Source organism: Streptomyces sp. NPDC002926 (assembly GCF_053591755.1).
On sequence record NZ_JBSFUK010000039.1, the window covers coordinates 1 to 25,729 of the forward strand.

A 25,729-nucleotide genomic window follows, 5' to 3' on the forward strand; every position below is an offset into this window, starting at 1 on the left:
GGGACAGCCGCCGTGGGGCGGGCCCTGCGGCGGCGGAGGGCCCTGCGGCGGAGGGCCGGCGGGCGCGCCCCGCGGCGGTCCGGCGGGAGCCCCCTGCGCATGCCCCGGGTGCTGGGCACCGTGTGTCCATCCGGCAGGTCCGTGCCCCGGTCCGTGGGGCGGCGGCAGCGGAGCCCCCACTGCTTGCTGCATCCGGTGCCACTCCGTCTCGTACGACTGACGCTGGTCAGGCGGCAGCTGGGCCGCCTTGCTACCGAACGGTACCTCCCCCGGCCGCCACGATGGGAACGGCCGGGGCAGGCCCAAAGTGCCCTGTCAGCCGGTCAATTCTTCGGCCAGCGCGCGCAGCGCGAGGCGGTACGAGCCGATGCCGAAGCCGGCGATCGTGCCGCTGGCCACGGCCGCGACCACCGAGGTGTGCCGAAATACCTCGCGCGTATACGGGTTGGAGATGTGCACCTCGATGAGCGGGGCGGTCCGCTGAGCGGCCGCGTCGCGCATCCCGTACGAATAGTGGGTGAAGGCACCGGGGTTGAGAACGACCGGAATTGAGCCGTCCGCGGCCTCGTGCAGCCAGCGGATCAACTCGCCCTCGTCGTTCGTCTCGCGTACGTCGACGTCGAAGCCGAGCTCCTTGCCGAGCTCCTGGCAGGTCTCCACCAGACCCGCGTAGGAGGTCGCGCCGTAGACGTCGGGCTCGCGGGAGCCGAGCCGCCCGAGGTTGGGGCCGTTGAGTACCAGCACCTGACGGGTCACGCGGACACCTCTCCGTAGGCTGCGAGCAGTACCGCCGGATCCGGGCCTTCCAGCACGGTGGGCTTGGCGAGACCGTCGAGGACGATGAAGCGCAGCAGGTTGCCGCGGGACTTCTTGTCGACCTTCATGGTCTCCAGGAGTTTGGGCCACTGGTCGCCGCGGTACGTCAGCGGCAGTCCGACGGACTCCAGGACGGAGCGGTGCCGGTCGGCGGTCGCATCGTCAAGACGCCCGGCCAGCCGCCCCAGTTCGGCAGCGAAGACCATGCCGACCGAGACGGCAGCGCCGTGACGCCACTTGTAGCGCTCGTTCTTCTCGATCGCGTGCGCGAGAGTGTGGCCGTAATTGAGGATCTCGCGCAGTCCGGATTCCTTGAGGTCGTTGGAGACCACCTCGGCCTTGACCCGGATGGAACGCTCGATCAGCTCGGCGGTGTGCGGCCCCGCGGGCGTACGCGCGCCCTGCGGATCGGCCTCGACCAGGTCGAGGATGGCAGGGTCGGCGATGAAACCGGCCTTGATGATCTCCGCCATGCCGCTGACGTAGTCGTTGACCGGCAGCGAGTCCAGGGCAGCCAGATCGCACAGCACTCCGGCCGGCGGGTGGAAGGCCCCGACGAGATTCTTGCCCTCGGCGGTATTAATGCCGGTCTTTCCGCCGACCGCCGCGTCGACCATGCCGAGCACGGTCGTCGGGACGGCGATCCAGCGCACCCCGCGCAGCCAGGTCGCCGCGACAAAGCCGGCGACGTCGGTGGTGGCACCGCCGCCGACGCCGATGATGATGTCGCTGCGGGTGAAGCCGGTCCGGCCGAGCGCCTTCCAGCAGTACGCCGCGACTTCGACGGTCTTGGCCTCCTCGGCGTTCGGCAGCTGGATGGCGATGACTTCATAGCCCTGGGAAGCCAGATCCTCACGGATCGCGTCACCCGTGCCGGCGAGCGCCTCGGGGTGCAGCACGGCCACCCGCTGGGCGCGCGGGCCGATCAGCCCGGGCAGCTCGCCCAGCAGTTGCCGGCCGATCAGCACCTCGTACGGATCGGAGCCGTCCGTACCGCCGACCTGGATTCGGGTCACTGCCTGATCGGTCATACGTCTTTCAGCTCCAGTGCGTCGAGGACCGCCTGGGCGACCTCTTCGGGCGTGCGGTCGTCGGTGGCCACGACGACGCGTGCCACTTCGGTGTAGAGATGGCGGCGGGCATCCATCAGCTCCCGCCACTGACGGCGCGGATTGACGGCGAGCAGCGGGCGCGCCTGGTTGAGACCGACCCGCCGGACCGCCTCCTCCACGTCCATCGAGAGATAGGCGACGGGCAGGCCCGCCAGCAGCTCACGGGTCGAGTCGTCCAGGATCGCGCCGCCGCCGAGTGCGAGCACTCCGGAGTGCTCGGTCACGGCGGCCCGTACGGCCTCGCGCTCGAGATCACGGAAGTACGGCTCGCCCTCGTCGACGAAGATGTCCGCGATCTCCCGGCCCTGGGCAGCGACGATATCGGCGTCGGTGTCCCGGTAGGCCACGCCGAGCCGCTCGGCGAGCAGCTCACCCACGGTGGACTTGCCCGAGCCCATGGGCCCGACCAGGACGATCAGCGGGGCGTTCACCGGATGTGCAGGTTGTCGAGGTAGGACTGCACATTGCGGCGGGTCTCGGAGACGTTGTCGCCGCCGAACTTCTCGGCGACCGCGTCAGCGAGGACGAGCGCCACCATCGCCTCGGCCACGATCCCGGCGGCCGGTACGGCACAGACGTCGGAACGCTGGTGGTGGGCGGCCGCGACCTCGCCGGTCGCGACGTCGACGGTGGCCAGCGCACGCGGCACGGTCGCGATCGGCTTCATCGCGGCCCGTACACGCAGCAGTTCACCGGTGGACATGCCGCCTTCCGTACCGCCGGAGCGGCCGGACGTGCGGCGGAGGCCGTCCTCGGTCGGCACGATCTCGTCGTGGGCCTTCGACCCGGGTACGCGCGCCAGCTCGAAGCCGTCGCCGACCTCGACACCCTTGATGGCCTGGATGCCCATCAGCCCGGCCGCGAGACGGGCGTCGAGGCGCCGGTCCCAGTGCACATGCGAGCCGAGACCGACCGGCACGCCGTAGGCCAGCACCTCGACAACGCCGCCGAGGGTGTCGCCGTCCTTGTGGGCCTGGTCGATCTCCGCGACCATCGCCTTCGACGCATCGGCGTCCAGGCAGCGCACCGGGTCCGCGTCGAGCTTCGCCTCGTCGGCGGGGACGGGCACCACGCCGTACGGAGCCCTGGCGGCGGCCAGTTCGACGACGTGGGAGACGATCTCGATGCCCGCCGTCTCCTTGAGGTAGGAGCGGGCGACCGCGCCGAGCGCGACACGCGCCGCGGTCTCGCGGGCGCTGGCCCGCTCCAGGATCGGCCGGGCCTCCTCAAGCGCGTACTTCTGCATGCCGGCCAGGTCGGCATGGCCGGGACGCGGCCGGGTCAGAGGCGCGTTGCGGGCCAGCTTGGCGAGCTCATCGGGGTCGACCGGGTCGGCCGACATAACCTGCTCCCACTTCGGCCACTCGGTGTTGCCCACCATGACCGCCACCGGCGAGCCCATGGTCAGTCCGTGGCGCACGCCACCGAGGAAGGTGACCTCGTCGCGCTCGAACTTCATCCGCGCACCGCGTCCATAGCCGAGGCGCCGACGGGCAAGGTGGTCCGCCACCATCTCGGTGGTAATGGGCACGCCGGCGGGAAGACCCTCCAGCGTCGCCACCAGTGCGGGTCCGTGCGACTCCCCCGCCGTCAGCCAACGCAACCTGCTCAACGGTGCTCCTCCTGCTCGCGCCTGGAACTGCGACGGCGCGACCGGGTGCGCGGCCCTGGCCCGCCTCCTTCGATCCTCCCACGTCCCGGGCCGCGACCCGGTCTCCGGTCCATCAACCGGACGCGCGGGCCCGCCTCAGCTTCACCAGCAGCACGATCAGGGCGATACCGGCGGCCAGTCCTGCGTACACCTGGAGGGGCACCATGCGCAGGAGGATCCACATGATGGCCTCCGGGACGCGCCCCGCGAGATTCACGCGGTTCCGCCGCTGGTCAGCGCCTTCTCGCCGGCTGCACGCATGGCCCTGAGCGGCGCGGGGGTCCGCCCCGTCATCTGCTCGACCTGGAGCACCGCTTGGTGGACCAGGAGGTCCAGGCCGCCGACGACGTCCCCGCCCTGCCGCGACCAGGCGGCGGCGAGTGCGGTCGGCCAGGGGTCGTACAGCACGTCGAAGAGCGTTCCGGGGCGGTCCGGTACGGCATACGCCAGCTCGTCCGTGGCACCGGCCGGCGTGGTGGCGATGACCAGCGGCGCACGCAGCGCCGCGGCGGCCTCGGCCCAGTCGGCGATACGCACCTCGACGCCGAGCCGCCCGCCCCAGCCGCGCATCTCGTGCGCCCGGGCCGCACTTCGTACATACGCGGTGACCGGTCCCGTACAGATCCGCGAGAGCGCGGCGAGCGCGGACGACGCGGTCGCGCCGGCGCCCAGCACCGCGGCCGATCCGACCTTGTCGACGCCCCGCTCGCGCAGCGCGGCGATCATGCCGGGGATATCGGTGTTGTCGCCGAGACGGCGGCCGTCCTCGGTGAAGACCACCGTGTTCACGGCTTCCACGGAGGCCGCGGTGTCGCTGATGCCGTGGAGCAGCGGAATGATCGCGCGCTTGAGCGGCATGGTCAGCGACAGCCCGGCCCAGGAGGCATCGAGTCCCTCCACGAATTCCGGCAGCCCCGCCTCGTCCACCTCGAACCGGTCGTACGACCAGTCGGCAAGGCCGAGTTCCGCGTAGGCCGCCCGGTGCAGCACCGGGGAGAGTGAGTGGGCGATCGGTGATCCGAGGACCGCCGCGCGCTTCGGAGTGCTCACTGGCCGTTCTTCTTCTGCTGCTCTGCGTACTTCTTGCGGTTCCGCTCGTGTTCGGCGTTGGTGACCGCGAAGAGCGTCTCGTCCTCGGTGATCGACACGAAGTAGTACCAGGGGCCGGGCGTCGGCTTGAGCGCCGAACCGAAGGCATCCAGACCCGGGTTGCCGATCGGCCCCGGCGGCAGACCCTTGATGTCATACGTGTTGTACGGGTCCTTTATCTTCCGCAGGTCATCGACGGCACCGAGGTCGAGTTTGCTCCCGCTCTTTATGTAGTTGATCGTCGAGTCGAACTCGAGCCGCCCGACCGTCTCGGCGTTGTTCGGTTCGAGACGGTTGTAGACGACCCGCGAGACCTTGTCGAAGTCGTGTTTGTACTTGCCTTCGGCCTGGACGAGGCTCGCGACAGTGAGCACCTGGAGCGGCGATTTCAGGCCCAGCCTCGCGGCCTCGGCCTTGAGGTCCTTCTTGCCGAATGCCTCGTTCGCCTGGGCGACCATCTTCTGAAGGACGGCTTCCGGCTTCATGCCCTTGGCGACCGGGTACGTCGCGGGGTACAGGAAGCCCTCCAGCGGGTCCTTGATGTCCTTGTTGTCATCGGCCCACTCGGGCAGGCCCAGCGTCTTCGCCTTAGCCTTCGCGACGGCCTCGGTGGCTCCCGCCTTGATGCCGAGGCGCTTGTCGATCTGCTCGTAGACCCAGGAATTGCGCTTGCCCGGGGTGACGATCAGGTTGTTGCGGCTGGCAGGGTTGAGCATGGCTTCCACGGCGCTCTTGCCGGACATGCCCTTCGCAAGCGTGTAGACGCCGGCTTCGATGCTCTTTCCGTCTGCGGCGGAGACGAAGGCGCCCGCGCTCTTCACGACACCGGCCTTCTTGAGGATGGTGCCGATCTCCCCGAGGCCCGCGCCCTTGGGGATGTCGACCTCGGCCGAGCCGCTTCCGGCGCCGGTGTAGTCCTCGGCCGGACCGAAATGGCTCTGCCAGAATTGGTAGCCGAAGTAGCCGGCACCGCCGAGACCGCCCACGAGGATCAGCGACGCGACCAGGCAGGCGCAGCCGTTGCGGCTCTTCTTCTTGGTCTTGCCGCGGCGCTCACGGCCGCCGCCCCGGCGCGACTCGCCCGGGTCGTCGTCGTACTCGTCGTCGGCGTCCCGGCCGTCGTCGCCGGTGAAGAAGGGGTGGGTCTCCTCCTGCTGCGCCTCGGCATCCCAGTCGGAGGCGGGCTCCGGCTCGGCCTGGCGCCGGCCGGGTGGCTGCGGCGGCGGGTACGCCTCAGGAGTGGCGTAGTAGTCGGCCTCCTGCTGGCTGCCGTAGCCGGGCTGCGGGCCCCGGTAGGTGTCGCCGGGGCTCGCTCCGTAGGGCATGGCCGGGTGCTGGCCGGTGTCCCAGCCGCCGTTGTACTGCTGCTGTTCGTTGTACTGCTGCTGTTGCTGCTGGTTGTACTGCTGTTGCTGGTTGTACTGCTGTTGCTGCTGTTGCTGCTGCTGGTCGTACTGCTGCCGTTGCTGGTCGTACTCGTGCTGGTCGTACTGCGGCTGGTACGGGTCCTGCTGGTTGCCGTACTGCTGCGGCTGCTGCGGGTACTGCTGCTGCGGCTGGCCGCCGTACGGAGGCTGGCCGGCTGCAGCCTGCTGTCCTCCCCATCCCTGGTCCCCGTACAACGGGTCCTCGGGATGCCACGGTTCGGAGCCGGAGCTCCGGCCATACTCAGTCATCGATCCCCTAGGGCCGCGAGGCGGGCGTTGAGCCATCCCGACTCTTTACTGTGCGGCACCTGTTCGAACACCACCGCATCGCGCGGAACGTTACCGTATCGCGATCAGACAACCACTTCGACGCCCTCCCCAGGTGCCTCACCGGACGCCCTTTCGGACTCCAGAGCGTTCTGGAGGATCACCACAGCGGCAGCCTGGTCGATGACGGACCGGCCTTTTTTGGACTTCACGCCCGAAGCGCGCAGTCCCTGACTGGCCGTCACTGTGGTCATCCTCTCGTCGACCAGTCGGACCGGAATGGGCGCGATACCGCGCGCGAGCTCCTGTGCGAAGCCGCGGATCTTGACCGCGGCCGGGCCCTCGCCGCCGCTGAGCGAGCGGGGCAGGCCCACGATGACCTCGATCGGTTCGTACTCCTCGACGAGCTGCCGCAGCCGCCGGTGGGCGGCCGGGACATCGCGTCCCGGCACGGTCTCCACCGGCGTGGCGAGGACCCCGTCGGGGTCGCACGAGGCGACCCCGATCCGGGCGTCCCCGACGTCGAACGCGAGACGGCGTCCTCTGCGCATCAGCGTCAGGCCGTCTCGGCGACGAGGCGCTCGACGGCCGCCACGGCGTCGCCGATGGCAGCCGGGTTCTGGCCGCCGCCCTGGGCGACGTCCGGCTTGCCGCCACCGCCGCCGCCGAGGGTCTTGGCGGCGGCACGGACGAGGTCACCGGCCTTGAGGCCACGCTCGCGGCCGGCCTCGTTGGTGGCGATGACCGTGACCGGGCGGCCGTTGGCGACGGAGAACAGGGCCACGACCGCGGGGCGGTCGCCCGGGATGCGGCCGCGGACGTCGAGGACCAGCTTGCGCAGATCGTCGGCGCCGGTGCCGTCCGGCACCTGACCGGTGACCAGAGCCAGGCCCCGTACGTCCTTGGCACCCGAAGCGAGACCGGCGGCGGCCTGCAGCACCTTCTCGGCGCGGAACCTCTCGATCTCCTTCTCGGCGTCCTTGAGCTTGGCGAGCATGCCGGAGATCTTCTCGGGGAGCTCCTCGGAACGACCCTTGACCAGCTCCTGGAGCTGGGCAACGACCGTGTGCTCCTTGGCGAGGAAGTTGTAGGCGTCGACGCCCACGAGAGCCTCGATACGGCGCACTCCGGAGCCGATCGACGACTCGCCGAGCAGCTTCACCAGTCCCAGCTGGGAGGTGTTGTGCACATGCGTACCGCCGCAGAGCTCCTTGGAGAAGTCGCCGATGGTGACGACGCGCACGCGCTCGCCGTACTTCTCGCCGAACTCGGCGATGGCGCCCTGCTTCTTGGCCTCGTCGATGCTCATGACCTCGGCCTGGACGTCGAGTTCACGGGCGAGGACTTCGTTGATCTTCTGCTCGACATCGGTGAGGACCGTGCCGGGTACGGCGGCGGGCGAGCCGAAGTCGAAGCGGAAGCGGCCCGGCGAATTCTCCGAACCGGCCTGGGCGGCCGTCGGGCCGAGGGCGTCGCGCAGCGCCTGGTGCGTGAGGTGCGTGGCGCTGTGGGCGCGGGCGATGGCACGGCGGCGGTTGGTATCGATGGCGGCGTAGGCGGTGGAGCCGACCGTCACCTCGCCGACCTGCACCGAACCCTTGTGCACGCTGACACCCGGGACGGGCTGCTGCACATCGCGGATCTCGATGACGGCGCCCGTGTCGAGCTTGATACGGCCCTGGTCGGCGAGCTGGCCGCCGCCCTCGGCGTAGAAAGGCGTGCGGTCGAGCACGACCTCGACCTCGTCGCCCTCGGTGGCGGCGGGCGACGGGACACCGTCGACCAGCAGGCCGACGATCGTCGACTCGCCCTCGGTGGCGGAGTAGCCGGTGAACTCGGTGGAGCCGGAGCTGTCGGCGACCGAGCGGTAGGCGGACAGGTCGGCGTGACCGGTCTTCTTGGCCTTGGCGTCGGCCTTGGCCTTGTCCCGCTGCTCCTTCATCAGGCGCCGGAAGCCGTCCTCGTCCACGGACAGCCCCTGCTCGGCGGCCATCTCCAGGGTGAGGTCGATCGGGAAGCCCCAGGTGTCGTGGAGCAGGAACGCCTTTTCGCCGGCGAGGACCGTGCCGCCGCCGGCCTTGGTGTCGGTGATCGCGGTGTCGAGGATGTTGGTGCCGCCCTTGAGGGCCTTGAGGAAGGCGGCCTCCTCGGCGACGGCGACGGTCTCGATCCGCTTGCGGTCGGTGATCAGCTCCGGGTACTGCTCGCCCATGGTCGTGATGACCGTGCCGGCGAGTTCGGCGACGACCGGTCCGGTGGCGCCCAACAGCCGCATATTGCGGATGGCGCGGCGCATGATGCGGCGCAGCACATAGCCGCGGCCCTCGTTGCCGGGGGTGACGCCGTCGCCGATGAGCATCGCGGACGTGCGGATGTGGTCGGCGACCACGCGCAGCGAGACGTCCGAGCCGTGGTCGGCGCCGTAGCGGACGCCGGTCAGCTCGGTGGCCTTGTCCATGACGACGCGCAGGGTGTCGGTCTCGTACATGTTCTGTACGCCCTGCAGGATCATCGCGAGGCGTTCGAGGCCGAGGCCGGTGTCGATGTTCTTCGACGGCAGGTCACCGAGGATCGGGAAGTCTTCCTTGCTCTCGCCGGCGCCGCGCTCGTACTGCATGAAGACCAGGTTCCAGATCTCCACATAGCGCTCGTCGTTGACGGCCGGGCCGCCCTCTTCGCCGAACTCCGGGCCACGGTCGTAGTTGATCTCGGAGCAGGGGCCACAGGGTCCGGGGACGCCCATGGACCAGAAGTTGTCCTTCTTGCCGAGGCGCTGGATGCGCTCGGGCGGCACGCCGATCTTGTCCCGCCAGATCTGCTCGGCCTCGTCGTCGTCGAGGTAGACCGTGATCCAGAGCCGCTCGGGGTCCAGGCCGAAGCCACCGTCGGCCACAGAGCTGGTCAGCAGCTCCCAGGCGTAGGTGATGGCGCCTTCCTTGAAGTAGTCCCCGAAGGAGAAGTTGCCGCACATCTGGAAGAACGTGCCGTGGCGAGTGGTCTTGCCGACCTCTTCGATGTCCGGCGTGCGGACGCACTTCTGCACGCTGGTAGCGCGCGGGGCGGGCGGCTTGGCCTCACCGAGGAAGTACGGCTTGAACGGCACCATGCCCGCGGGGACCAGCAGCAGAGTCGGGTCGTCCGCGATGAGCGACGCCGAAGGCACGACGGTGTGCCCGCGCTCCTCGAAGAAGCTCAGCCAGCGGCGGCGGATTTCAGCCGACTCCATCAGTGGTCCTCATTCCGGTTGTGCGAGGGGTACGAGTTGTACGGGTGCTTCGGTCGGTCGATGGCAGCGAAGCGTCGCTGCGCGGGGAGTTCGGGCTCGGCGGAAGTCTCCAGGCCCAGCGCCTCGCCCAGTTCGGCCTCGCGCTGGACCATGCCGGCCCTGACGTCGAGGGCGAAGTCCTTGAGCTTGTGGCCCGCGTCGATCGCCTTGTTCGCGGCCTGCGCGGCGAGGCTCTCGGGGGTCAGCTGCCTGAGCTTGCGGTTGACCTTGGTGGTGGCCCAGACGCCGGCTGCGGCGCCCGCGGTGAACCAGAAGGTACGGCGGAACATCGAGCGTCAGCCTTTCCGCTTCTTGCGCCGGGCGGCCGGCACGGTGCGGCCGGCGATCACCGCACGACGGGACGGCGCCGCGGCCGGCGTGTCATCGCTCTTGCGGCTCATGGCCCGGCGTACGCCGTAGCCGAAGGCGGCGACCTTGACCAGCGGGCCGCCGAAGGTCGAGGCGACGGTCGTCGAGAGCGCCGAGGCGTTGGAGGTGACTTCCTGGACGTCCGTCGCGATGGCGTCGACCCGGTCGAGCTGGGTCTGCGCGTTGCGCACCGTCGCGGAGGCGTCGGCCAGCAGCGGCACCGCCTGCTCGGTCACTTCCGCCACGAGTTCGGTGGTCGCCCTGAGCGTCTGGGCCAGCCTCACCAGCACCACGGCGAGGAAGGAGACCAGAATCGCCCAGAAGACGGCCACCAGGATCCCGGCAACCTCTCCACCGGTCACTCTGCACCGCTCTCTGCTCGTCGATGGGTCCTCGAAAATCGTCCTCCGACCCTATCGCGCCCACGGTCGAGCCCCCTACCGGATTCCGGGTGGGCAGAAGGGAGGAGGGGGAGTTGCGCAAACCGATTGTACGGAGTGCTTGTACGTCGGTACGCCGCGTGTTCCGAGCGAGGCGGCCATCGCTCCTTTGTGGCCCTGCGTACGGGAAGGCCGCGCCCGCACAGACGGGCCGGCGGCGTGCGGCCCGTCCGCCGGCCCGGCCCTTGGAAACGCGAGAGCCCGCCGGCTCCTCCACCGGTAGGGGCGGGGAAGCGGCGGGCTGTAGCGCTGTGAGCTACTGCGCCTTGATCAGCGGGCGTAGTACTCGACGACCAGCTGCTCGTCGCAGATGACCGGAACTTCCTTGCGCTGCGGGTCACGGTCCAGGCGGAACGCCAGGGCCTTCAGGTTGACCTGCAGGTAGCGGGGGGTCTCGCCGTCGGGGGCGAAGCCACCCTCACGCGCGACCTGGAAGAGCGACTTCTCGCGGCTGCGCTCGCGGACCATCACCACGTCGTCGGGACGGACGCGGAACGACGGCTTGTCGACCTTGCCACCGTTGACCTCGATGTGGCCGTGCACGACCATCTGACGGGCCTGGTAGATGGTGCGGGCGATGCCCGAACGCAGGACCAGGGCGTCGAGGCGGCGCTCGAGCTCGATGACCAGCGCGTCGCCGGTCTTGCCCTCGGCCTTCTTGGCGCGGTCGTAGGCACGCGCCATCTGCCGCTCGCTGATGTCGTACTGGGCGCGCAGACGCTGCTTCTCGAGCAGACGCACCTTGTAGTCAGAGTTCTGCTTGCGGCCACGGCCGTGCTCGCCCGGCGGGTAGGGGCGGGCTTCGAAGTACTTGACAGCCTTCGGCGTCAGCGCGATACCGAGCGCGCGTGACTTCTTGACCTTGGGACGCGACTGGTTAGGCACGTTCTCCAGACCTCCATTGTAGGTTAGGTTAGGCTCACCTTACTCAAGGAGATCGCATGTCTCGCCCTGGGAACACCAAGCGCATCACGGACAGCACAAAGAACGTCGACGATTCACAGAGCGTCGAAGCGACGGAGGTCCGATCAGCTCATGGTCAGCCGCGTCCCAGCGGGCTTGAAATCACTCGGATGCCGTCAGCAGCCGAGCGCACACGAACTCTCGTACAGAGTACATGCTCCGCGGTAGTGCTCATCCCCGGGCTGGACGGAGCACGTCCTGACCAGCTCACACCTCGGGCGCGGGTCGTGGGGCAGGACGGCGAGGTGTTCCTGCTGTTTCCCGCGGACTCACCGGCTGTGCGGGCCGCCACGCACGCCCAGGACGATGAACTGTCCGCCGTGCTGGAGATCACCGACGTCGCCCCGGTGTCCGTGCCCCATCGTATCCGCGGCCGCGCCTGGGTCTCCGGCTGGCTCACCTGCGTACCCGGCCTGGCCGAGCCCGGCTCCATGATGCTGCGGCTCGAGGTGGGCGAGGCCTGCGTCGACGATCTGTGGGGCGCGGAGAGCGTCGAGCCGGAGGAGTTCGCGCAGGCGTCCGTCGATCCTCTCGTGACGCACGAGGCCGACCTGCTGCAGCATCTGCACTCCGCGCACGGCGAGCAGGTGCAGGAGCTGTGCGGGCTGCTCGGCGACCGGGCGGACAGGGCGGGCGGCGCGAACCGGCAGCGTGCGGTGCCCCTGGCACTGGACCGGTTCGGACTGCGGGTGCGGTTCGTGGGCGAGCCGTGCTTCGACGCGCGCTTCGAATTTCCCGATCCGGTACGCGATGTCACCGAGCTGCGCCGGGCGATGCACACGCTCTTCGGGGCCGCTTCGCACTGACCGGCGCAGGTGCGCCGGATGTCACCGCCCCTCGGCCTGGCCTTCCGGGCGCAGCCGCTCGCGCACCTTCTCGACCACATCGGCATAGCGCGCCTCCGCGCCGTACCGCGTGGGCTCGTAGTAGCGCTTGCCGTGCACCGCGTCCGGGGCGTACTGCTGGGCGGCGATCGCACCCGGCACATCGTGCGGATAGACATAGCCCTGGGCATGGCCGAGCTTGGCCGCCCCCTTGTAGTGGCCGTCGCGAAGATGCGGCGGGACCGCTCCGGCCAGTCCGTTCCGTACGTCCGCGAGCGCGGCGCCGATCGCGGTGGTGGCAGCGTTCGACTTGGGGGCCAGCGCCAGCGCGATGGTGGCGTGGCTGAGGGTGAGGGCCGCCTCGGGGAAACCGATCATGGCCACCGCCTGGGCGGCGGCGACCGCGGTCGGCAGAGCCGTCGGGTCCGCGAGGCCAATGTCTTCGCTCGCCGAGATCATCAGCCGGCGGGCGATGAACCGCGGGTCCTCCCCCGCCTCGATCATGCGCGCCAGATAGTGCAGCGCGGCGTCCACATCGGAGCCGCGGATGGATTTGATGAGAGCGCTCGCCACGTCGTAGTGCTGATCGCCGTCGCGGTCGTACTTCACCGCGGCGCGGTCGACGGTCTCCTCCAGCGTCTGGAGGCTGATCGCCTTCTCGCTCTTGTCCATGGCCGCGCCGGCCGCGGCCTCGAGCGCGGTCAGCGCCCGGCGGGCGTCGCCGCCCGCAATCCGCAGCAGATGCGCCTCGGAGTCCTCCGGGAGTGCGACCACGCCGCCCAGGCCGCGTTCGTCGGTGAGCGCCCGTCGCAGCAGTCCGGTCAGATCCTCGTCCGTGAGCGATTCCAGCGTGAGCAGCAGGGAGCGGGACAGCAGCGGGGAGATGATCGAGAAGTACGGATTCTCGGTGGTGGCGGCGATCAGCGTGACCCAGCGGTTCTCCACGGCGGGCAGCAGGGAGTCCTGCTGCGCCTTGGAGAAACGGTGGATCTCGTCGAGGAAGAGGACGGTCTCCTTGCCGAAGCCGCCGGCGGCGCGGCGGGCTCCCTCGATGACCGCCCGGACCTCCTTGACGCCCGCGGTGATCGCGGAGAGCTCCACAAAGCGCTTGTTGGTGGCCTTGGAGACGACATACGCGAGGGTCGTCTTGCCGATGCCGGGCGGGCCCCAGAGGATCACGGACGAGGGACCGGCGGGGCCGCCGCCGCCTTCGCCGACGAGCCGGCGCAGCGGCGATCCCGGCTTCAGCAGATGCTGCTGGCCGACGACTTCGTCGAGGGTGCGCGGACGCATCCGAACGGCCAGTGGGCTGCTGGACGGATCCTTCTCCTGGCGTTCTTCGGCTGCGGCGGTAAAGAGGTCGGGCTCCACGCTGTGAAGCCTATGTCAGGGCACTGACAGCGCCGTCCGGCCGGGTCAGCCGGTCCAGAAGTCCCACCAGCGGGTCAGGATCAGCATCCCGATGATCCCGATCCACAGCACCGGCGGCATCCAGTGGAACTCCAGCAGGCCCTTTCGCAGCCCCTCCGGGACCTTGATGACGTAATGCCGGATGTTGTGCAGGGTGACATAGCAGAACATCACGATCGTGGCGACCCAGGCCAGCGAGCACCACAGGCACAGCGAGTTGATGTTGTACAGCGACTGGTACTGCAGCCAGGTGCAGAACCCGACGCCGAAGAGACAGCCGGCGTTGAGACCGAGCCAGTACCAGCGGCGGTAGCGGGCCCCGGCCAGCAGTGCGACCCCGATGGCGATCACCATCGAGTACGCCACCAGACCCATCATCGGATTCGGGAACCCGAACGCCGCGGCCTGCTCGCTCTTCATGATGTTGCCGCAGGAAACGACCGGATTCAGACTGCAGCCGGGCGTGAACGACGGATCCTCCGCCAGCTTGATCTTGTCGATCGTGATCACCCATGAGGCCAGCAGCCCGGCCGCACCCGTGATCACCAGCAGCCATGCGAAGGCACGACTGCCACCGATCGTGCCCTTGGAGCCGTCGGCCTGCCGGCCGGAGGACACGTCGTCAACAGGTGCAGTCTTCATATCGCCGATCCATCGCTCAGTAGCCTGCTGGGGCAGGGTCATTCTGCCGCACCCGCCCCTGTGTCCACCGTTCGATGGACATAAGGATGTACGGACTGCCGACCCGGACTGCTCACCTCCGGGAGCAAGCTCGTCACCCTGACAGAACTCGCGGTGAACGTGCACGGACTTCGCGAGCGGTACGGCGAACCGTCCGCCGTGGACGGCCTGGACCAGGGCATCCGGGCAGGGTGAGGCCTTCGGCGTCCGCCGCCCGGACGGGGCGGGCAGGAGCGCGATGGTGGAGATCCTCGAGGGGCCTCGCGCGCGGTATGCGGGCGAGGTGACCGTCCGCGGGGCGCGGATCCCGCGACCGGGAACCGCCTCCGGCGCTCCCGTATCGGCCTCCTTTGGCAGGACGAATCCGCACCCGCGGAGTTGACGGCCCATGAGACGGTGTCGCATTTAGCCCGTTACGACCCGAAATCGCATAATCCCGAAGAGATCATCACGATGGTGGCCCTTGAGCAGAAGGCGTCGCGCTGCCCCGGACCCCCGTACGCCCTCCGGGGGGTCCGGGGCAGCGCCCCGGCAAAAACGTCAGACCAGGCGTTCGCGGATGACGGTCACCGCGTCCGCCAGAGCCACCGGCGACTGCTCGCCGCTCTCCATGTCCTTGAGCTGGACCACGCCCTCCGCGAGATCGCGCTCACCGGCCACGAGCGTGTAGCGCGCCCCCGAGCGGTTCGCGCTCTTCATGGCGCCCTTGAGGCCCTTCCCGCCGTACGAGAAGTCCGCCGCGACACCGGCCTTGCGCAGCTCCGTGACGAGAGCGAACAGCACGCGGCGCGCCTCCTCGCCGAGCGGGACCGCGAACACGCTCGTGGTGGACGGGAGTTCGAGCTCGATGCCCTCCGCCTCCAGCGCCAGGACCGTACGGTCCACGCCGAGCGCCCAGCCGACCGACGGCAGCGCCGGGCCGCCGATCATCTCGGAGAGGCCGTCGTAGCGGCCGCCGCCGCCCACCGCGGACTGCGAGCCGAGACCGTCGTGGACGAACTCGAAAGTCGTGCGCGTGTAGTAGTCGAGCCCGCGCACCAGCTTCTCGTCGTCCTCGTACGTGACGCCCGCCGCGGTCAGCAGCTCACGCACCTCCTCGTGGTACGCCTTGCACGCGTCGCACAGGTAGTCACGCAGCAGCGGCGCGCCCACCAGCTGCTTCTGGACCTCCGCGCGCTTGTCGTCCAGGACCCGCAGCGGGTTGATCTCGATCCGGCGCCGGGTGTCCTCGTCCAGCTCGAGCGCGCGCAGAAAGCCCTGAAGCGCGTCCCGGTAGACGGGGCGGCACTCCTTGTCGCCCAGCGAGTTCAGCAGGATGCGGAAATCACGCAGGCCGAGCGAGCGGTACGCCTGGTCGGCCAGGATGATCAGCTCGGCGTCCAACGCCGGGTCTTCCACGCCGATCGCTTCCGCGCCGACCTGCGAGAAGTGCCTGTAGCGGCCCTTCTGCGGGCGCTCGTAGCGGTAGTACGAGCCCGAGTACCAGAGCTTCACCGGCAGGTTGCCGGCCTTGTGGAGGTTGGCCTCCAGCGCCGCGCGCAGCACGGACGCGGTGCCTTCGGGACGCAGCGCCAGCTTGTCGCCGCCCTTGGTCTCGAAGGCGTACATCTCCTTGGAGACGATGTCGGTGGATTCGCCGACACCGCGCGAGAACAGCTCGACGTTCTCGAATCCGGGCGTCTCGATGTAGCCGTAGCCGGAGTTCTTCAGCGGTGCGGAGATCGCCTCACGCACCGCGAGGGTCACCGCGGACGTCGGCGGAATCAGGTCGTACGTGCCCTTGGGGGCCTGAAAGGTGCTCACGGAAACTCTCGTCACATTCCTCGTCGGGGAGCTGCTGCGCTCCCGAGGCCGGCGGCCACATCCCGCACATACGGATTGGTGGCACGCTCGCGGCCGATGGTCGTCTGGGGGCCGTGGCCGGACAGCACCACGGTCGAGTCGTCGAGCGGCAGGCACACACGCGCCAGCGACTCGAGCATCTCGGCGTGGTCGCCGCCGGGCAGGTCCGTGCGTCCGATGGAGCCGGCGAAGAGCAGATCGCCCGAGAAGAAGACCGACGGAATGTCATCGGTCTCGGGCATCCGGAACGTCACCGACCCCTTGGTATGGCCGGGCGCGTGCGCGACGGAGAAGTCGAGGCCGGCGAGGCGCAGCTCGACGCCGTCGGCCAGCTCCTTGACATCGTCCGGCTCTCCCACGGTCAGCTCGCCCATCAGCGGCATCCCGATCGACCGGCCCAGCGCCTTCTCCGGGTCGCTCATCATGTACCGGTCCGCGGGGTGGATCCACGCCGGTACGTCATGGGCGCCGCATACCGGGACGACAGAGGCGACATGGTCGATGTGGCCATGCGTGAGCACGACGGCGACAGGCTTGAGCCGATGCTTCGCAAGCGCTTCTTCGACTCCCTCGGCCGCCTGGTGGCCCGGGTCGATGATCACGCACTCCTCGCCTGCGGCCGGGGCGACCAGGTAACAGTTGGTCCCCCAGGCTCCTGCGGGGAACCCGGCAATAAGCACGATCGTCCTCGGTGTGGTCGTCGAGAGGGATAAAGCTGTATTGAATTGCAGCAGTTCAGAGCCTACCGGCGCCGCTCGTCCCACAGCCAACCCGTATACGGTACGGGGCACACTCGGCCGGTCGGCATCACGCGAGACACAAGGAGAAGACCCGGTGGTCAGCAGCGATCAGCGGCGGCGTCAGCTCGCCAGGGAGAAGTTCGAGCGCCAGCAGCAGCGTCGGCAGAAGTCCCGGAAGGCGAAGCAGCGGAACGCGATCATCGCGGCTGCGGTCGTCCTCGTCCTCGCCGGGGGCGCCGCCTACGCCTCTGTGGGGCTCTCCGACGGGGACACCGAGGCCAGTGACTCGGTGGAGGACAGCCAGTCCCCCAGCGCCACCCCGTCCAAGAGCGAGAGCACCACCCCCGAGCCCGCCATGGCGATCGACAAGGCGGCGAAGTACTCGATGTCGCTCAAGACGAACGAGGGCGACATCGAGATCGCGATGGACGCGGCGAAGACCCCGCACACCGTGAACTCCTTCAAGTCCCTCGCGGACAAGGGATACTTCAACAGTACGAAGTGTCATCGGCTGACCACACAGGGCATTTTCGTGCTGCAGTGCGGTGACCCGAAGGGCGACGGCATGGGCGGGCCCGGCTACACGATCCCCGACGAGAATCTGACCGCGCTGGGCAAGGCGGGCGCCGACGGCACGGTGACCTATCCGGCCGGAACGGTGGCGATGGCCAATACCGGCCAGCCGCACAGCGGAGGCAGTCAGTTCTTCCTCGTCTACAAGGAGACGAAACTGCCGCCCAGCTACACGCCGTTCGGAAAGATGGATGACGAGGGCCTGAAGGTCGTCCAGGAACTGGCGAAGGCCGGAGTCGCCGGCGGGGCACAGGACGGCGCCCCGAAGAAGGCCGTCACCATTGAGAAGGCGGCCGTCACGAAGGTGTGAGCCGGGGAATTTCGGCCGCGCTGAGTGCGGACAGCCGGGCGGCCGGTCGCCTAGATTGGCGTTGTGCAGGGCGGGCGGGCAGCCCGCCCCAGGAAACTGTGGACGATGCCCGGGGGCAAAACCCCTTTGCGGGCATCAGGTGGAGGAGGCGCTGTGAGCAGCGACCCGTGGGGCCGTGTCGATGAGACGGGCACCGTGTACGTGCGTACTGCCGATGGCGAGCAGGTCGTCGGATCGTGGCAGGCGGGCACTCCCGAGGAGGCGCTGGCCTATTTCGAGCGCAAGTACGAGGGCTTGGTGGTCGAGATCGGCCTCCTCGAGCGGCGGGTGAAGACCACCGATCTCTCGGCCAAGGACGCCCAGACCGCCATCGATCATCTGCGTCAGCAGGTGGACGAGCATCACGCCGTGGGTGACCTCGGCGCGCTGCGTGTCCGCCTCGACGCTCTCGTCGCGACGGTGGACAAGCGCCGCGAGGAGCGCAAGGTCCAGAAGGCGAAGCAGAACGACGAGGCACGGCACGCCAAGGAGGCGCTCGTCACCGAGGCCGAGGAGCTGGCGCAGAGCGAGCAGTGGCGCGCAGCGGGCGAGCGGCTGCGCGCGCTGGTGGACACCTGGAAGGGCCTTCCCCGGCTCGACCGGAAGTCCGACGACGAGCTGTGGCACCGTTTCTCGCACGCGCGCTCCGCGTTCTCCAAGCGCCGCAAGGCGCACTTCGCCTCGCTGGACGCGCAGCGCGAGGAGGCCCGTAAGGCCAAGGAGAAGCTGGTCACCGAGGCCGAGTCGCTCTCCGGTTCCACCGACTGGGCTGTGACGGCCGCCCGCTACCGCGAGCTGATGGCGGAGTGGAAGGCGGCAGGCCGCGCCCAGCGCGACGCCGAGGACGACCTGTGGAACCGTTTCCGCGGCGCCCAGGACGTCTTCTTCGCCGCGCGCAGCGGGGTCTTCGCCGAGCGGGACGCCGAGCAGGGCGAGAACCTCAAGCTCAAGGAGGAGCTCGCCGCCGAGGCCGAGAAGCTGGTGCCGGTGACGGACCTCAAGGCCGCGCGAGCCGCCTTCCGGTCCATCAACGAGCGCTGGGAAGCCATCGGCCATGTACCGCGTGACGCCCGGCCCAAGGTCGAGGGCCGGATGCACGCGGTGGAGCGGGCCCTGCAGGAGACCGAGGAGAACGAGTGGCGCCGGACGAACCCTGAGGCGCGTGCGCGTGCCGCGGGTCTGACGGGCCAGCTCCAGGCGGCCGTGGACAAGCTGCGCGGGCAGATCGACGCGGCGCGCGCGGCGGGCAACAACGCCAAGGCGGACAAGCTCGCCAAGGAGCTCGAGGGCCGGCAGGCGCTGCTCGACCAGGCGCTGAAGGGCCTGGAGGAGTTCGGCGGCTGAAGAGGGCCCCCGGCGGCCGAACCTCCCTGGGCCCCAGCGGGGCCGGAGGTGCCATCGGCCGCTCCCGCGGATGTGGTGGTCCGCCGCCGGGATTCCTCGGTCGACGACTGATGCGCCAGAAAGGCGGCCCCGGTACGCATCGCGTACCGGGGCCGCCTCATGCAGGGCTACGGCCCGCGCTCAGGCCCCGCTGCGGGCCGAGGTCACGCGGTACACGTCGTAGACGCCCTCCACGCCCCGCACCGCCTTCAGCACATGCCCGAGATGCTTCGGGTCGCCCATCTCGAAGGTGAAGCGCGAGGTGGCCACCCGGTCGCGGGAGGTCTGGACGGCCGCCGACAGGATGTTGACGTGCTGGTCGGACAGGACGCGGGTGACGTCCGAGAGGAGCCTGGACCGGTCGAGCGCCTCGACCTGGATGGCGACCAGGAAGACGGACGACTGGGTCGGGGCCCATTCGACCTCGAGGATGCGCTCCGGCTGCTGCGAGAGCGAGTCGACGTTGACGCAGTCCGCCCGGTGAACCGATACGCCGGATCCGCGGGTGACGAAGCCGATGATGGGGTCGCCGGGGACGGGCGTACAACAGCGGGCGAGCTTGACCCAGACGTCCTCGACGCCCTTGACGACCACGCCGGGATCAGCGTTGGCGCGGCGCTTGCTGCGGCCGCCGTGCGTGGGCGGTGTGCTCTCGGCGATGTCCTCGCTGGCGGCCTCCTCGCCGCCGAGGGCCTGCACCAGCTTCTGCACGACACCCTGCGCGGCCACATGGCCCTCGCCGATCGCCGCGTAGAGGGACGAGATGTCCGGGTAGCGCATCTCGTGCGCCAGTGTGACGAGCGAGTCGCCGGTGAGGATGCGCTGGATCGGCAGGTTCTGCTTGCGCATGGCCCGCGCGATGGCGTCCTTGCCGTGCTCGATGGCCTCCTCGCGGCGCTCCTTGGAGAACCACGCGCGGATCTTGTTGCGGGCCCGGGGCGACTTGACGAAGCCCAGCCAGTCGCGTGAAGGCCCGGCTCCTTCGGCCTTGGAGGTGAAGACCTCCACCAGGTCGCCGTTGTCGAGGGTCGATTCGAGCGGGACGAGCCGCCCGTTGACCCGCGCCCCTATGGTCCGGTGGCCGACCTCGGTGTGCACGGCGTACGCGAAGTCGACGGGAGTGGCGCCCGCCGGCAGCGCTATCACGTCGCCCTTCGGCGTGAAGACGAAGACCTCGTTGCGGGAGAGGTCGAAGCGCAGCGACTCCAGGAACTCGCTGGGGTCCTCCGTCTCCTTCTGCCAGTCGAGCAGTTGGCGCAGCCACGCCATGTCATTGATGTGGTCGTCCTTGCCGGCCCTCTTCGGTACGTCGGTACGCACCTTGGAGACACCGGCGGAGGGCTCCTGCTTGTACTTCCAGTGCGCCGCGATGCCGTACTCGGCACGGCGGTGCATGTCGAAGGTACGAATCTGCAGCTCGACGGGCTTGCCGTTGGGACCGATCACCGTGGTGTGCAGCGACTGGTACATGTTGAACTTGGGCATCGCGATGTAGTCCTTGAACCGGCCGGGGACCGGGTTCCATCGCGCGTGCACGGTGCCGAGCGCCGCGTAGCAGTCGCGGACACTGTCCACGAGAACGCGGATGCCGACCAGGTCGTAGATCTCCGCGAAGTCACGGCCGCGGACGATCATCTTCTGGTAGACGCTGTAGTAGTGCTTCGGCCTGCCGGTGACGGTGGCCTTGATGCGGGCGGCCCGCAGATCGGACTGGACCTCGTCGGTCACTATGGCGAGGTACTCGTCACGCTTGGGCGCGCGCTCGGCGACGAGCCGCACGATCTCGTCGTACATCTTGGGGTAGAGGATCGCGAAGGCGAGGTCCTCCAGCTCCCACTTGATGGTGTTCATGCCCAGGCGGTGGGCCAGGGGCGCGTAGATCTCGAGGGTCTCGCGGGCCTTCTTCTCCTGCTTCTCCCGCTTGAGATAGCGCATGGTGCGCATGTTGTGCAGCCGGTCGGCGAGTTTGATGACCAGGACGCGCGGGTCCTTGGCCATGGCGACGACCATCTTGCGCACGGTCTCGGCCTGCGCGGCCTCGCCGAACTTGACCCTGTCGAGCTTGGTGACGCCGTCGACGAGGAGGGCGACCTGGTCGCCGAAGTCGCGGCGCAGGGTGTCCAGGCCGTACTCGGTGTCCTCGACGGTGTCGTGCAGCAGCCCGGCCATCAGCGTCGCCGGGTCCATGCCCAGCTCGGCGAGGATGGTGGTGACGGCGAGCGGGTGGGTGATGTACGGGTCGCCGCTCTTGCGCTTCTGGCCGCGGTGCCAGCGCTCGGCCACCTGGTAGGCGCGCTCGATCTGGCGGAGCGTGGAAGTCTCGATCTTGGGGTCATTGCTGCGCACTATCCGCAGCAGCGGTTCCAGGACGGGGTTGTACGGCGAGGAGCGCTGCACGCCGAGGCGGGCGAGGCGGGCGCGTACGCGGTTCGAGGAGCCGCCGGTCCGGGACACGGGCGCGGGCTTGCCGGGGGGCGCGGGTGCGGGCGTGGACTTGGCGGGGGGCGCGGGTGCGGGCCTGGCCGCCGACGTGGACTTGGCGGCAGGCGTCGACTTCGCGGCGGAGACCGGGGCCGCACCGTTCGCACGCTCGGGCAGTGTCGGCTTCGGCTTCTCCGCCGGCTTCCTCTCGGGCGTGACAGGGCCTGCCGCGGCCTTTTCGGCCTGCTGGTCGGGCTGCGCGGCGGCGGGCTGGGCCTCGTCTGGCAAGAGCGCTCCTCATGCGGTTCCGGGTCCCCCGGTCAGGCCCGGAGAAGCCATGGTATCGACCCACGAGTCCCAGTGCTCACGAGGCCGCGGGTCCGCACTGGACAGAGAGGGCATCCGGATCCCAGCGTGTGCCCTCTCGTCACTTCCTGTCCCCGCGCGGTTGCAGTGAGGAGCGGCGCACGCCGGCCGGCGGACAGAACAGTGGGCGCCCCGGGAAGATCCCGGGGCGCCCACTGCCGAAGTGAAGCGCGGCGTCAGATCGTGATCAGGGTCTCCAGCGGAGCCCCGCGCAGTGCCGGCTGAAGACGGGCCCGGCCGCCGAGGAACCCGAGCTCCATCAGGACCGCGACGCCGGCGATGTCGGCGCCGGCCCGGCGTATCAGCTCCAGCGAGGCCTCAGCCGTGCCGCCGGTGGCCAGGACATCGTCGATGACCATGATCCGGTCGCCCGGCTGGAGGTCCTCGGCGTGCACCTCGATCTCGGCGGTGCCGTACTCCAGCTCGTACGCCTGGGAGAGCGTCGCCCCGGGGAGCTTGCCCGCCTTGCGGACGGGAATGAACCCGAGCCCGGCGCGGACCGCGACCGGCGCGGCCAGGATGAAACCGCGCGCCTCCAGACCGACGATCTTCGTCGCCCCGTGGCCCGCGCAGAAACCGGCGAGCGCGTCGGTCATGGCGGTGAAGGCCTCGGGATCCGCGAGCAGGGGCGTGATGTCCTTGAACATCACCCCCGGCTTCGGATAGTCGGGGACATCGCGGATACGGCTGAGCAGGAACTCCTGCGTACCGACGGTCATCGGCGCTTGCCCGAAGGACGGCCACGGCCCCGGTTGCGCGGACCCACCACGGCACCGGCCGCGGCGGCGCCGCCGAACACCTCGTCGTGGGGCTCGCCCGACTCGTCGGCGGAGTCCTCCGCCGACTCGCCTCTGGCCGCAGCGGACGCGCGCTTGGCGAGCACCCGCTGCTTCAGCGCCTTCATCTGCGGCTCGCGCTCCTTGAGGTCGGCGACGAGCGGCGTGGCGATGAAGATCGAGGAGTACGCACCGGCCGCGAGGCCGACGAACAGCGACAGCGAGATGTCGTTGAGCATGCCCGCGCCGAGGACGCCGCCGCCGATGAACAGCAGGCCGGCGACCGGCAGCAGCGCGACGATGGTGGTGTTGATGGAACGCACCAGCGTGCCGTTGAGGCTGCGGTTGGCGATCTCGCTGTAGGTGTACCGGGTCTGCTTGGTGATGTCCTTCGAGCCCTCCTTGAGACCGTCGAAGACGACGACGGTGTCGTAGAGGGAGTAACCGAGGATGGTCAGCAGACCGATCACGGTGCCGGGTGTGACCTCGAAGCCGACGAGCGCGTACACACCGATGGTGATCGTGAGGTCGTGGATCAGCGCGATCAGGGCGGCGATGGCCATCCGCCACTCGAAGGCGATCGCGAGATAGATCACCACCAGGAGCATGAAGACCGCGAGACCGGTCCATGCCTTGTTGGCGATCTGCTCACCCCAGCTGGGGCCGACGATCTCGGCGTTGATCTTGTCCTTCGGGATGTGCAGCTTGTCGGAGAGCGTCTCGTTGACCTTGTTTGCCTGGGTCTGGTCGAGCTCGCTGACCTGGATCCGCAGCCCGCCGTTGCCGAGCTTCTGGACGATCGCCTCATGACCCGAGGCGTCTATGGCGTACGACCGTGCCTGGCTGACGGAGACGCTGGTCTTCGGGGTGGTGAATACGGCGCCGCCCTTGAACTCGATACCGAGGTTCAGACCCCGCACCGCCAGGCCGACGATCGCCGTGATGGTGATCAGGATCGAGATCCCGTACCAGATCTTCCGTTTGGCGACGAAGTCATAGCCGACCTCGCCGCGGTAGAGCCGGGCGCCCAGGCTGCCGAGTCGCGACATCTCACGCCTCCTTCGGGTCGGTGGGGACGGAGCCGCGGCGGGAGCGGCGCAGCGGAGGCTTGGCGCCGAGCCGCTTCGGGTCCAGTCCGGACCACGGGTGTCCGCTCGCGAAGAACTTCCTGCGGGCGAGGAGCGTCATGACGGGCTTGGTGAAGAGGAACACCACGACCACGTCGAGCACGGTGGTCAGACCCAGTGTGAAGGCGAAGCCCTGGACCTTGCCGACGGTGACGATGAAGAGCACCGCGGCGGCGAGGAAGGACACGAAGTCGGAGACCAGGATGGTGCGCCGGGCACGCGGCCAGGCACGCTCGACGGCCGGGCGGAGCGTACGGCCCTCGCGGATCTCGTCCCGGATACGTTCGAAGTACACGATGAACGAGTCCGCGGTGATACCGATCGCAACGATCGCACCACACACCGCGGGGAGATTCAGGGCGAAGCCGATGCCGGGGCCGAGCAGAGCCATGATCGTGTACGTCAGGATCGCCGAGACAATGAGGCTGAGAATCGCGATCAGCGCCAGGCCGCGGTAGTACGCCACCAGGTAGATGATGACCAGCGCGAGGCCGATCGCACCGGCGATGAGGCCGGCCTGCAGTTGCTCGCCGCCGAGCGCCGCGGTGACGGTCTGGACGCTCTGCTCATGGAAGGAGAGCGGGAGCGCACCGTAGGACAGGATGTTGCCCAGGTCCTGTGCGGACTGCTGGGTGAAGCTGCCGGAGATCTCGGCGTTGGCGCTCAGTGTCTGCCGCACCGAGGGCGCCGAGACGACCTCGCCGTCCAGGACGATGGCGAACTGGTTCATCGGGGGCTGCTGCTGCGACAGCCGGCTCGTGATCTTCTGGAACTTCTTGGAGCCGGCGTCGGTGAAGTCCATCTGCACGATCCACTGACCGGACTGCTGGTCGATCGTGGCCTTGGCGTCGTCGACGTCCTTGCCGTTGACCTCGGCCGGGCCCAGCAGGTACTTCTCCCACACGCCTTCGGAGTTCTTGCCACAGCCGACAGTCGGGTCGGTCGGCTTGACGTTCTCGCCGGCCGCGACGCGGGCCGTCTTCTTCGTGCAGTCGAGAGCCAGGAACTGCTTCTGCAACTTCTCCGTGCCCGCCGCGTCACCGGAGGGGTTCGGCTTCGGCGCCTCGGGAGGCTTGGGCTTGCCGGAGGCCGAGGGGTTCGGCGTCGGAGTCGCGGCCTTCAGGGCGTCGGTCACCGCGCGGCCCTGCGTGGTCGCGGTGGCCGAGGGCTTGGCGGAGGACGGCGGGTTGACCGTCTCCTTGTTGCCCGTGGCCTTGTCCTTGCCGTCCTTCGCCTTGCCGGACGGCGAGGCGCTCGGGGTGGGCTGCGGAGCGGTGGGGGTCCCGGCGGCGACGGTCAGCACAGGCCGGAAGTAGAGCTGGGCGGTGGTGCCGACCTGCTCACGGGCCTGCTGAGAGTTCGTCCCCTTGGGGATGTTGACGATGATGTTCTTCGCGCCCTGCGTCTGAACCTCGGCCTCGGAGACGCCCAGACCATTGACACGGCGCTCGATGATGCCGACCGCGGTGTTCATGTTGGTCTCGTTGATGGCGTTCTTGTTGCCGACGGTGTTCTTCGCCTCGAGCGTGATGGTCGTACCGCCCGCCAGGTCGATACCCAGGCGCGGGGTGAGCTGACCCGCCCAGAACATTCCGCCTGTGAGCGCGACCATGGCGATCAGAATGAAAGCCAGGGCACGCCCCGGCTTGCTCTGAGCCCCCGCGGGCCTTCGGCCCCTATTCGGTGCTGCCACCTTCTCGTTTCTCCCTGTCCAACCGTCCCGTGCCGGGTGTGCGCCGGGGCGGCCACGAAGTGTAGTGGGGACCTGCCCGCGCAGAAGTCAGCACGGCCGGGGGACCGCCGGACGCCGGTGGCGCCGCCGCGGTCCCCGATCGTGA

At 69.2% G+C, this 25,729-nt stretch carries 23 protein-coding genes; 3 read left to right on the plus strand and 20 right to left on the minus strand.

The annotated features are described in order from the left end of the window. Positions 1-315 precede the first annotated feature (315 nt). The 12 genes from aroQ to rpsD all read right to left on the minus strand — a co-directional run bounded on the left by aroQ (position 316) and on the right by rpsD (position 11,321). Complete coding sequence (gene aroQ / locus ACWDZ6_RS30620; RefSeq protein ID WP_451505426.1) at positions 316-756, minus strand: type II 3-dehydroquinate dehydratase; 441 nt, start codon at positions 754-756, stop codon at positions 316-318. Further along, positions 753-1,847 carry a 3-dehydroquinate synthase gene (gene aroB, locus ACWDZ6_RS30625; RefSeq protein ID WP_351456668.1) on the minus strand — a complete coding sequence of 365 codons (1,095 nt, stop codon included), beginning with the start codon at positions 1,845-1,847 and terminating at the stop codon, positions 753-755. Before aroB ends, aroQ begins: the two co-directional genes overlap by 4 nt. Further along, positions 1,844-2,326: a shikimate kinase gene (locus ACWDZ6_RS30630; protein ID WP_406733935.1), complete on the minus strand. Its 483-nt coding sequence runs from the start codon at positions 2,324-2,326 to the stop codon at positions 1,844-1,846. Before ACWDZ6_RS30630 ends, aroB begins: the two co-directional genes overlap by 4 nt. 29 nt (positions 2,327-2,355) lie before the next feature. After that, positions 2,356-3,540 carry a chorismate synthase gene (gene aroC / locus ACWDZ6_RS30635; RefSeq protein WP_451505427.1) on the minus strand — a complete coding sequence of 395 codons (1,185 nt, stop codon included), beginning with the start codon at positions 3,538-3,540 and terminating at the stop codon, positions 2,356-2,358. A gap of 112 nt (positions 3,541-3,652) precedes the next feature. Further along, positions 3,653-3,796 (minus strand): hypothetical protein, encoded by a 144-nt coding sequence (locus ACWDZ6_RS30640; RefSeq protein ID WP_451505428.1) that lies wholly within the window; start codon positions 3,794-3,796, stop codon positions 3,653-3,655. Further along, positions 3,793-4,629: a shikimate dehydrogenase gene (locus ACWDZ6_RS30645; RefSeq protein ID WP_451505429.1), complete on the minus strand. Its 837-nt coding sequence runs from the start codon at positions 4,627-4,629 to the stop codon at positions 3,793-3,795. Before ACWDZ6_RS30645 ends, ACWDZ6_RS30640 begins: the two co-directional genes overlap by 4 nt. Further along, entirely contained in the window at positions 4,626-6,344 is a 1,719-nt protein-coding gene (gene mltG / locus ACWDZ6_RS30650; protein WP_451505430.1) for an endolytic transglycosylase MltG, read from the minus strand. Before mltG ends, ACWDZ6_RS30645 begins: the two co-directional genes overlap by 4 nt. A 104-nt stretch (positions 6,345-6,448) precedes the next feature. After that, positions 6,449-6,913, minus strand: coding sequence for a Holliday junction resolvase RuvX (gene ruvX, locus ACWDZ6_RS30655; RefSeq protein WP_326648593.1), 465 nt, complete (start codon positions 6,911-6,913; stop codon positions 6,449-6,451). A gap of 5 nt (positions 6,914-6,918) precedes the next feature. Then, positions 6,919-9,588: an alanine--tRNA ligase gene (alaS, locus tag ACWDZ6_RS30660; RefSeq protein ID WP_451505431.1), complete on the minus strand. Its 2,670-nt coding sequence runs from the start codon at positions 9,586-9,588 to the stop codon at positions 6,919-6,921. After that, positions 9,588-9,917, minus strand: a complete 330-nt coding sequence (locus ACWDZ6_RS30665) for a DUF6167 family protein (RefSeq protein WP_451505432.1) — start codon at positions 9,915-9,917, stop codon at positions 9,588-9,590. The genes alaS and ACWDZ6_RS30665 overlap by 1 nt, the downstream gene beginning before the upstream one ends. A gap of 6 nt (positions 9,918-9,923) precedes the next feature. Beyond that, positions 9,924-10,358, minus strand: a complete 435-nt coding sequence (locus tag ACWDZ6_RS30670; RefSeq protein ID WP_366732510.1) for a DUF948 domain-containing protein — start codon at positions 10,356-10,358, stop codon at positions 9,924-9,926. Between the two features lie 348 nt (positions 10,359-10,706). Next, on the minus strand, positions 10,707-11,321 hold the full coding sequence (gene rpsD / locus ACWDZ6_RS30675; RefSeq protein ID WP_326648597.1) for a 30S ribosomal protein S4: 615 nt from the start codon (positions 11,319-11,321) through the stop codon (positions 10,707-10,709). A 188-nt stretch (positions 11,322-11,509) separates the two neighbouring features. On the opposite strand from rpsD, the gene ACWDZ6_RS30680 reads away from it, so the two are divergent. Continuing rightward, positions 11,510-12,205 carry a DUF2470 domain-containing protein gene (locus tag ACWDZ6_RS30680; RefSeq protein ID WP_451505433.1) on the plus strand — a complete coding sequence of 232 codons (696 nt, stop codon included), beginning with the start codon at positions 11,510-11,512 and terminating at the stop codon, positions 12,203-12,205. 21 nt (positions 12,206-12,226) lie between these two features. Here ACWDZ6_RS30680 and ACWDZ6_RS30685 read toward each other — a convergent pair whose 3' ends face one another. From ACWDZ6_RS30685 to ACWDZ6_RS30700, 4 genes are all read right to left on the minus strand, one after another. After that, positions 12,227-13,594, minus strand: coding sequence for a replication-associated recombination protein A (locus tag ACWDZ6_RS30685; protein ID WP_406732701.1), 1,368 nt, complete (start codon positions 13,592-13,594; stop codon positions 12,227-12,229). A gap of 45 nt (positions 13,595-13,639) precedes the next feature. Beyond that, positions 13,640-14,275: a vitamin K epoxide reductase family protein gene (locus tag ACWDZ6_RS30690; protein ID WP_451505434.1), complete on the minus strand. Its 636-nt coding sequence runs from the start codon at positions 14,273-14,275 to the stop codon at positions 13,640-13,642. Between the two features lie 579 nt (positions 14,276-14,854). After that, complete coding sequence (hisS, locus tag ACWDZ6_RS30695; RefSeq protein ID WP_451505435.1) at positions 14,855-16,117, minus strand: histidine--tRNA ligase; 1,263 nt, start codon at positions 16,115-16,117, stop codon at positions 14,855-14,857. A gap of 11 nt (positions 16,118-16,128) precedes the next feature. Continuing rightward, the gene (locus ACWDZ6_RS30700) at positions 16,129-16,836 is read right to left on the minus strand and encodes an MBL fold metallo-hydrolase (protein ID WP_326648603.1); all 708 of its coding nucleotides are present in this window, start codon (positions 16,834-16,836) and stop codon (positions 16,129-16,131) included. A gap of 154 nt (positions 16,837-16,990) precedes the next feature. Between ACWDZ6_RS30700 and ACWDZ6_RS30705 the strand changes: the two genes are divergently transcribed. Both ACWDZ6_RS30705 and ACWDZ6_RS30710 read left to right on the plus strand, forming a co-directional pair. Beyond that, entirely contained in the window at positions 16,991-17,779 is a 789-nt protein-coding gene (locus tag ACWDZ6_RS30705; RefSeq protein ID WP_451505436.1) for a peptidylprolyl isomerase, read from the plus strand. 153 nt (positions 17,780-17,932) lie between these two features. After that, positions 17,933-19,162, plus strand: coding sequence for a DUF349 domain-containing protein (locus tag ACWDZ6_RS30710; RefSeq protein ID WP_451505437.1), 1,230 nt, complete (start codon positions 17,933-17,935; stop codon positions 19,160-19,162). A gap of 180 nt (positions 19,163-19,342) precedes the next feature. On the opposite strand, the gene ACWDZ6_RS30715 is transcribed toward ACWDZ6_RS30710, so the two are convergent. The 4 genes from ACWDZ6_RS30715 to secD form a co-directional block, all read right to left on the minus strand. Further along, positions 19,343-21,910 carry a RelA/SpoT family protein gene (locus tag ACWDZ6_RS30715; RefSeq protein ID WP_451505438.1) on the minus strand — a complete coding sequence of 856 codons (2,568 nt, stop codon included), beginning with the start codon at positions 21,908-21,910 and terminating at the stop codon, positions 19,343-19,345. Positions 21,911-22,164: 254 nt separating this feature from the next. Further along, positions 22,165-22,707, minus strand: a complete 543-nt coding sequence (locus ACWDZ6_RS30720) for an adenine phosphoribosyltransferase (protein ID WP_366732503.1) — start codon at positions 22,705-22,707, stop codon at positions 22,165-22,167. Beyond that, on the minus strand, positions 22,704-23,813 hold the full coding sequence (gene secF, locus ACWDZ6_RS30725; protein WP_451505439.1) for a protein translocase subunit SecF: 1,110 nt from the start codon (positions 23,811-23,813) through the stop codon (positions 22,704-22,706). Before secF ends, ACWDZ6_RS30720 begins: the two co-directional genes overlap by 4 nt. A 1-nt stretch (position 23,814) precedes the next feature. Continuing rightward, on the minus strand, positions 23,815-25,584 hold the full coding sequence (secD, locus tag ACWDZ6_RS30730; protein WP_451505440.1) for a protein translocase subunit SecD: 1,770 nt from the start codon (positions 25,582-25,584) through the stop codon (positions 23,815-23,817). Positions 25,585-25,729 lie beyond the last annotated feature (145 nt).

Coding starts and splice junctions, on each gene's coding strand:
- aroB (WP_351456668.1), bottom strand. CDS start 1,847: ATGACCGATCAGGCAGTGACCCGAATCCAGGTCGGCGGTACGGACGGC.
- ACWDZ6_RS30630 (WP_406733935.1), bottom strand. CDS start 2,326: ATGGGCTCGGGCAAGTCCACCGTGGGTGAGCTGCTCGCCGAGCGGCTC.
- mltG (WP_451505430.1), bottom strand. CDS start 6,344: ATGACTGAGTATGGCCGGAGCTCCGGCTCCGAACCGTGGCATCCCGAG.
- ruvX (WP_326648593.1), bottom strand. CDS start 6,913: ATGCGCAGAGGACGCCGTCTCGCGTTCGACGTCGGGGACGCCCGGATC.
- alaS (WP_451505431.1), bottom strand. CDS start 9,588: ATGGAGTCGGCTGAAATCCGCCGCCGCTGGCTGAGCTTCTTCGAGGAG.
- ACWDZ6_RS30665 (WP_451505432.1), bottom strand. CDS start 9,917: ATGTTCCGCCGTACCTTCTGGTTCACCGCGGGCGCCGCAGCCGGCGTC.
- ACWDZ6_RS30680 (WP_451505433.1), top strand. CDS start 11,510: ATGCCGTCAGCAGCCGAGCGCACACGAACTCTCGTACAGAGTACATGC.
- ACWDZ6_RS30690 (WP_451505434.1), bottom strand. CDS start 14,275: ATGAAGACTGCACCTGTTGACGACGTGTCCTCCGGCCGGCAGGCCGAC.
- ACWDZ6_RS30720 (WP_366732503.1), bottom strand. CDS start 22,707: ATGACCGTCGGTACGCAGGAGTTCCTGCTCAGCCGTATCCGCGATGTC.
- secF (WP_451505439.1), bottom strand. CDS start 23,813: ATGTCGCGACTCGGCAGCCTGGGCGCCCGGCTCTACCGCGGCGAGGTC.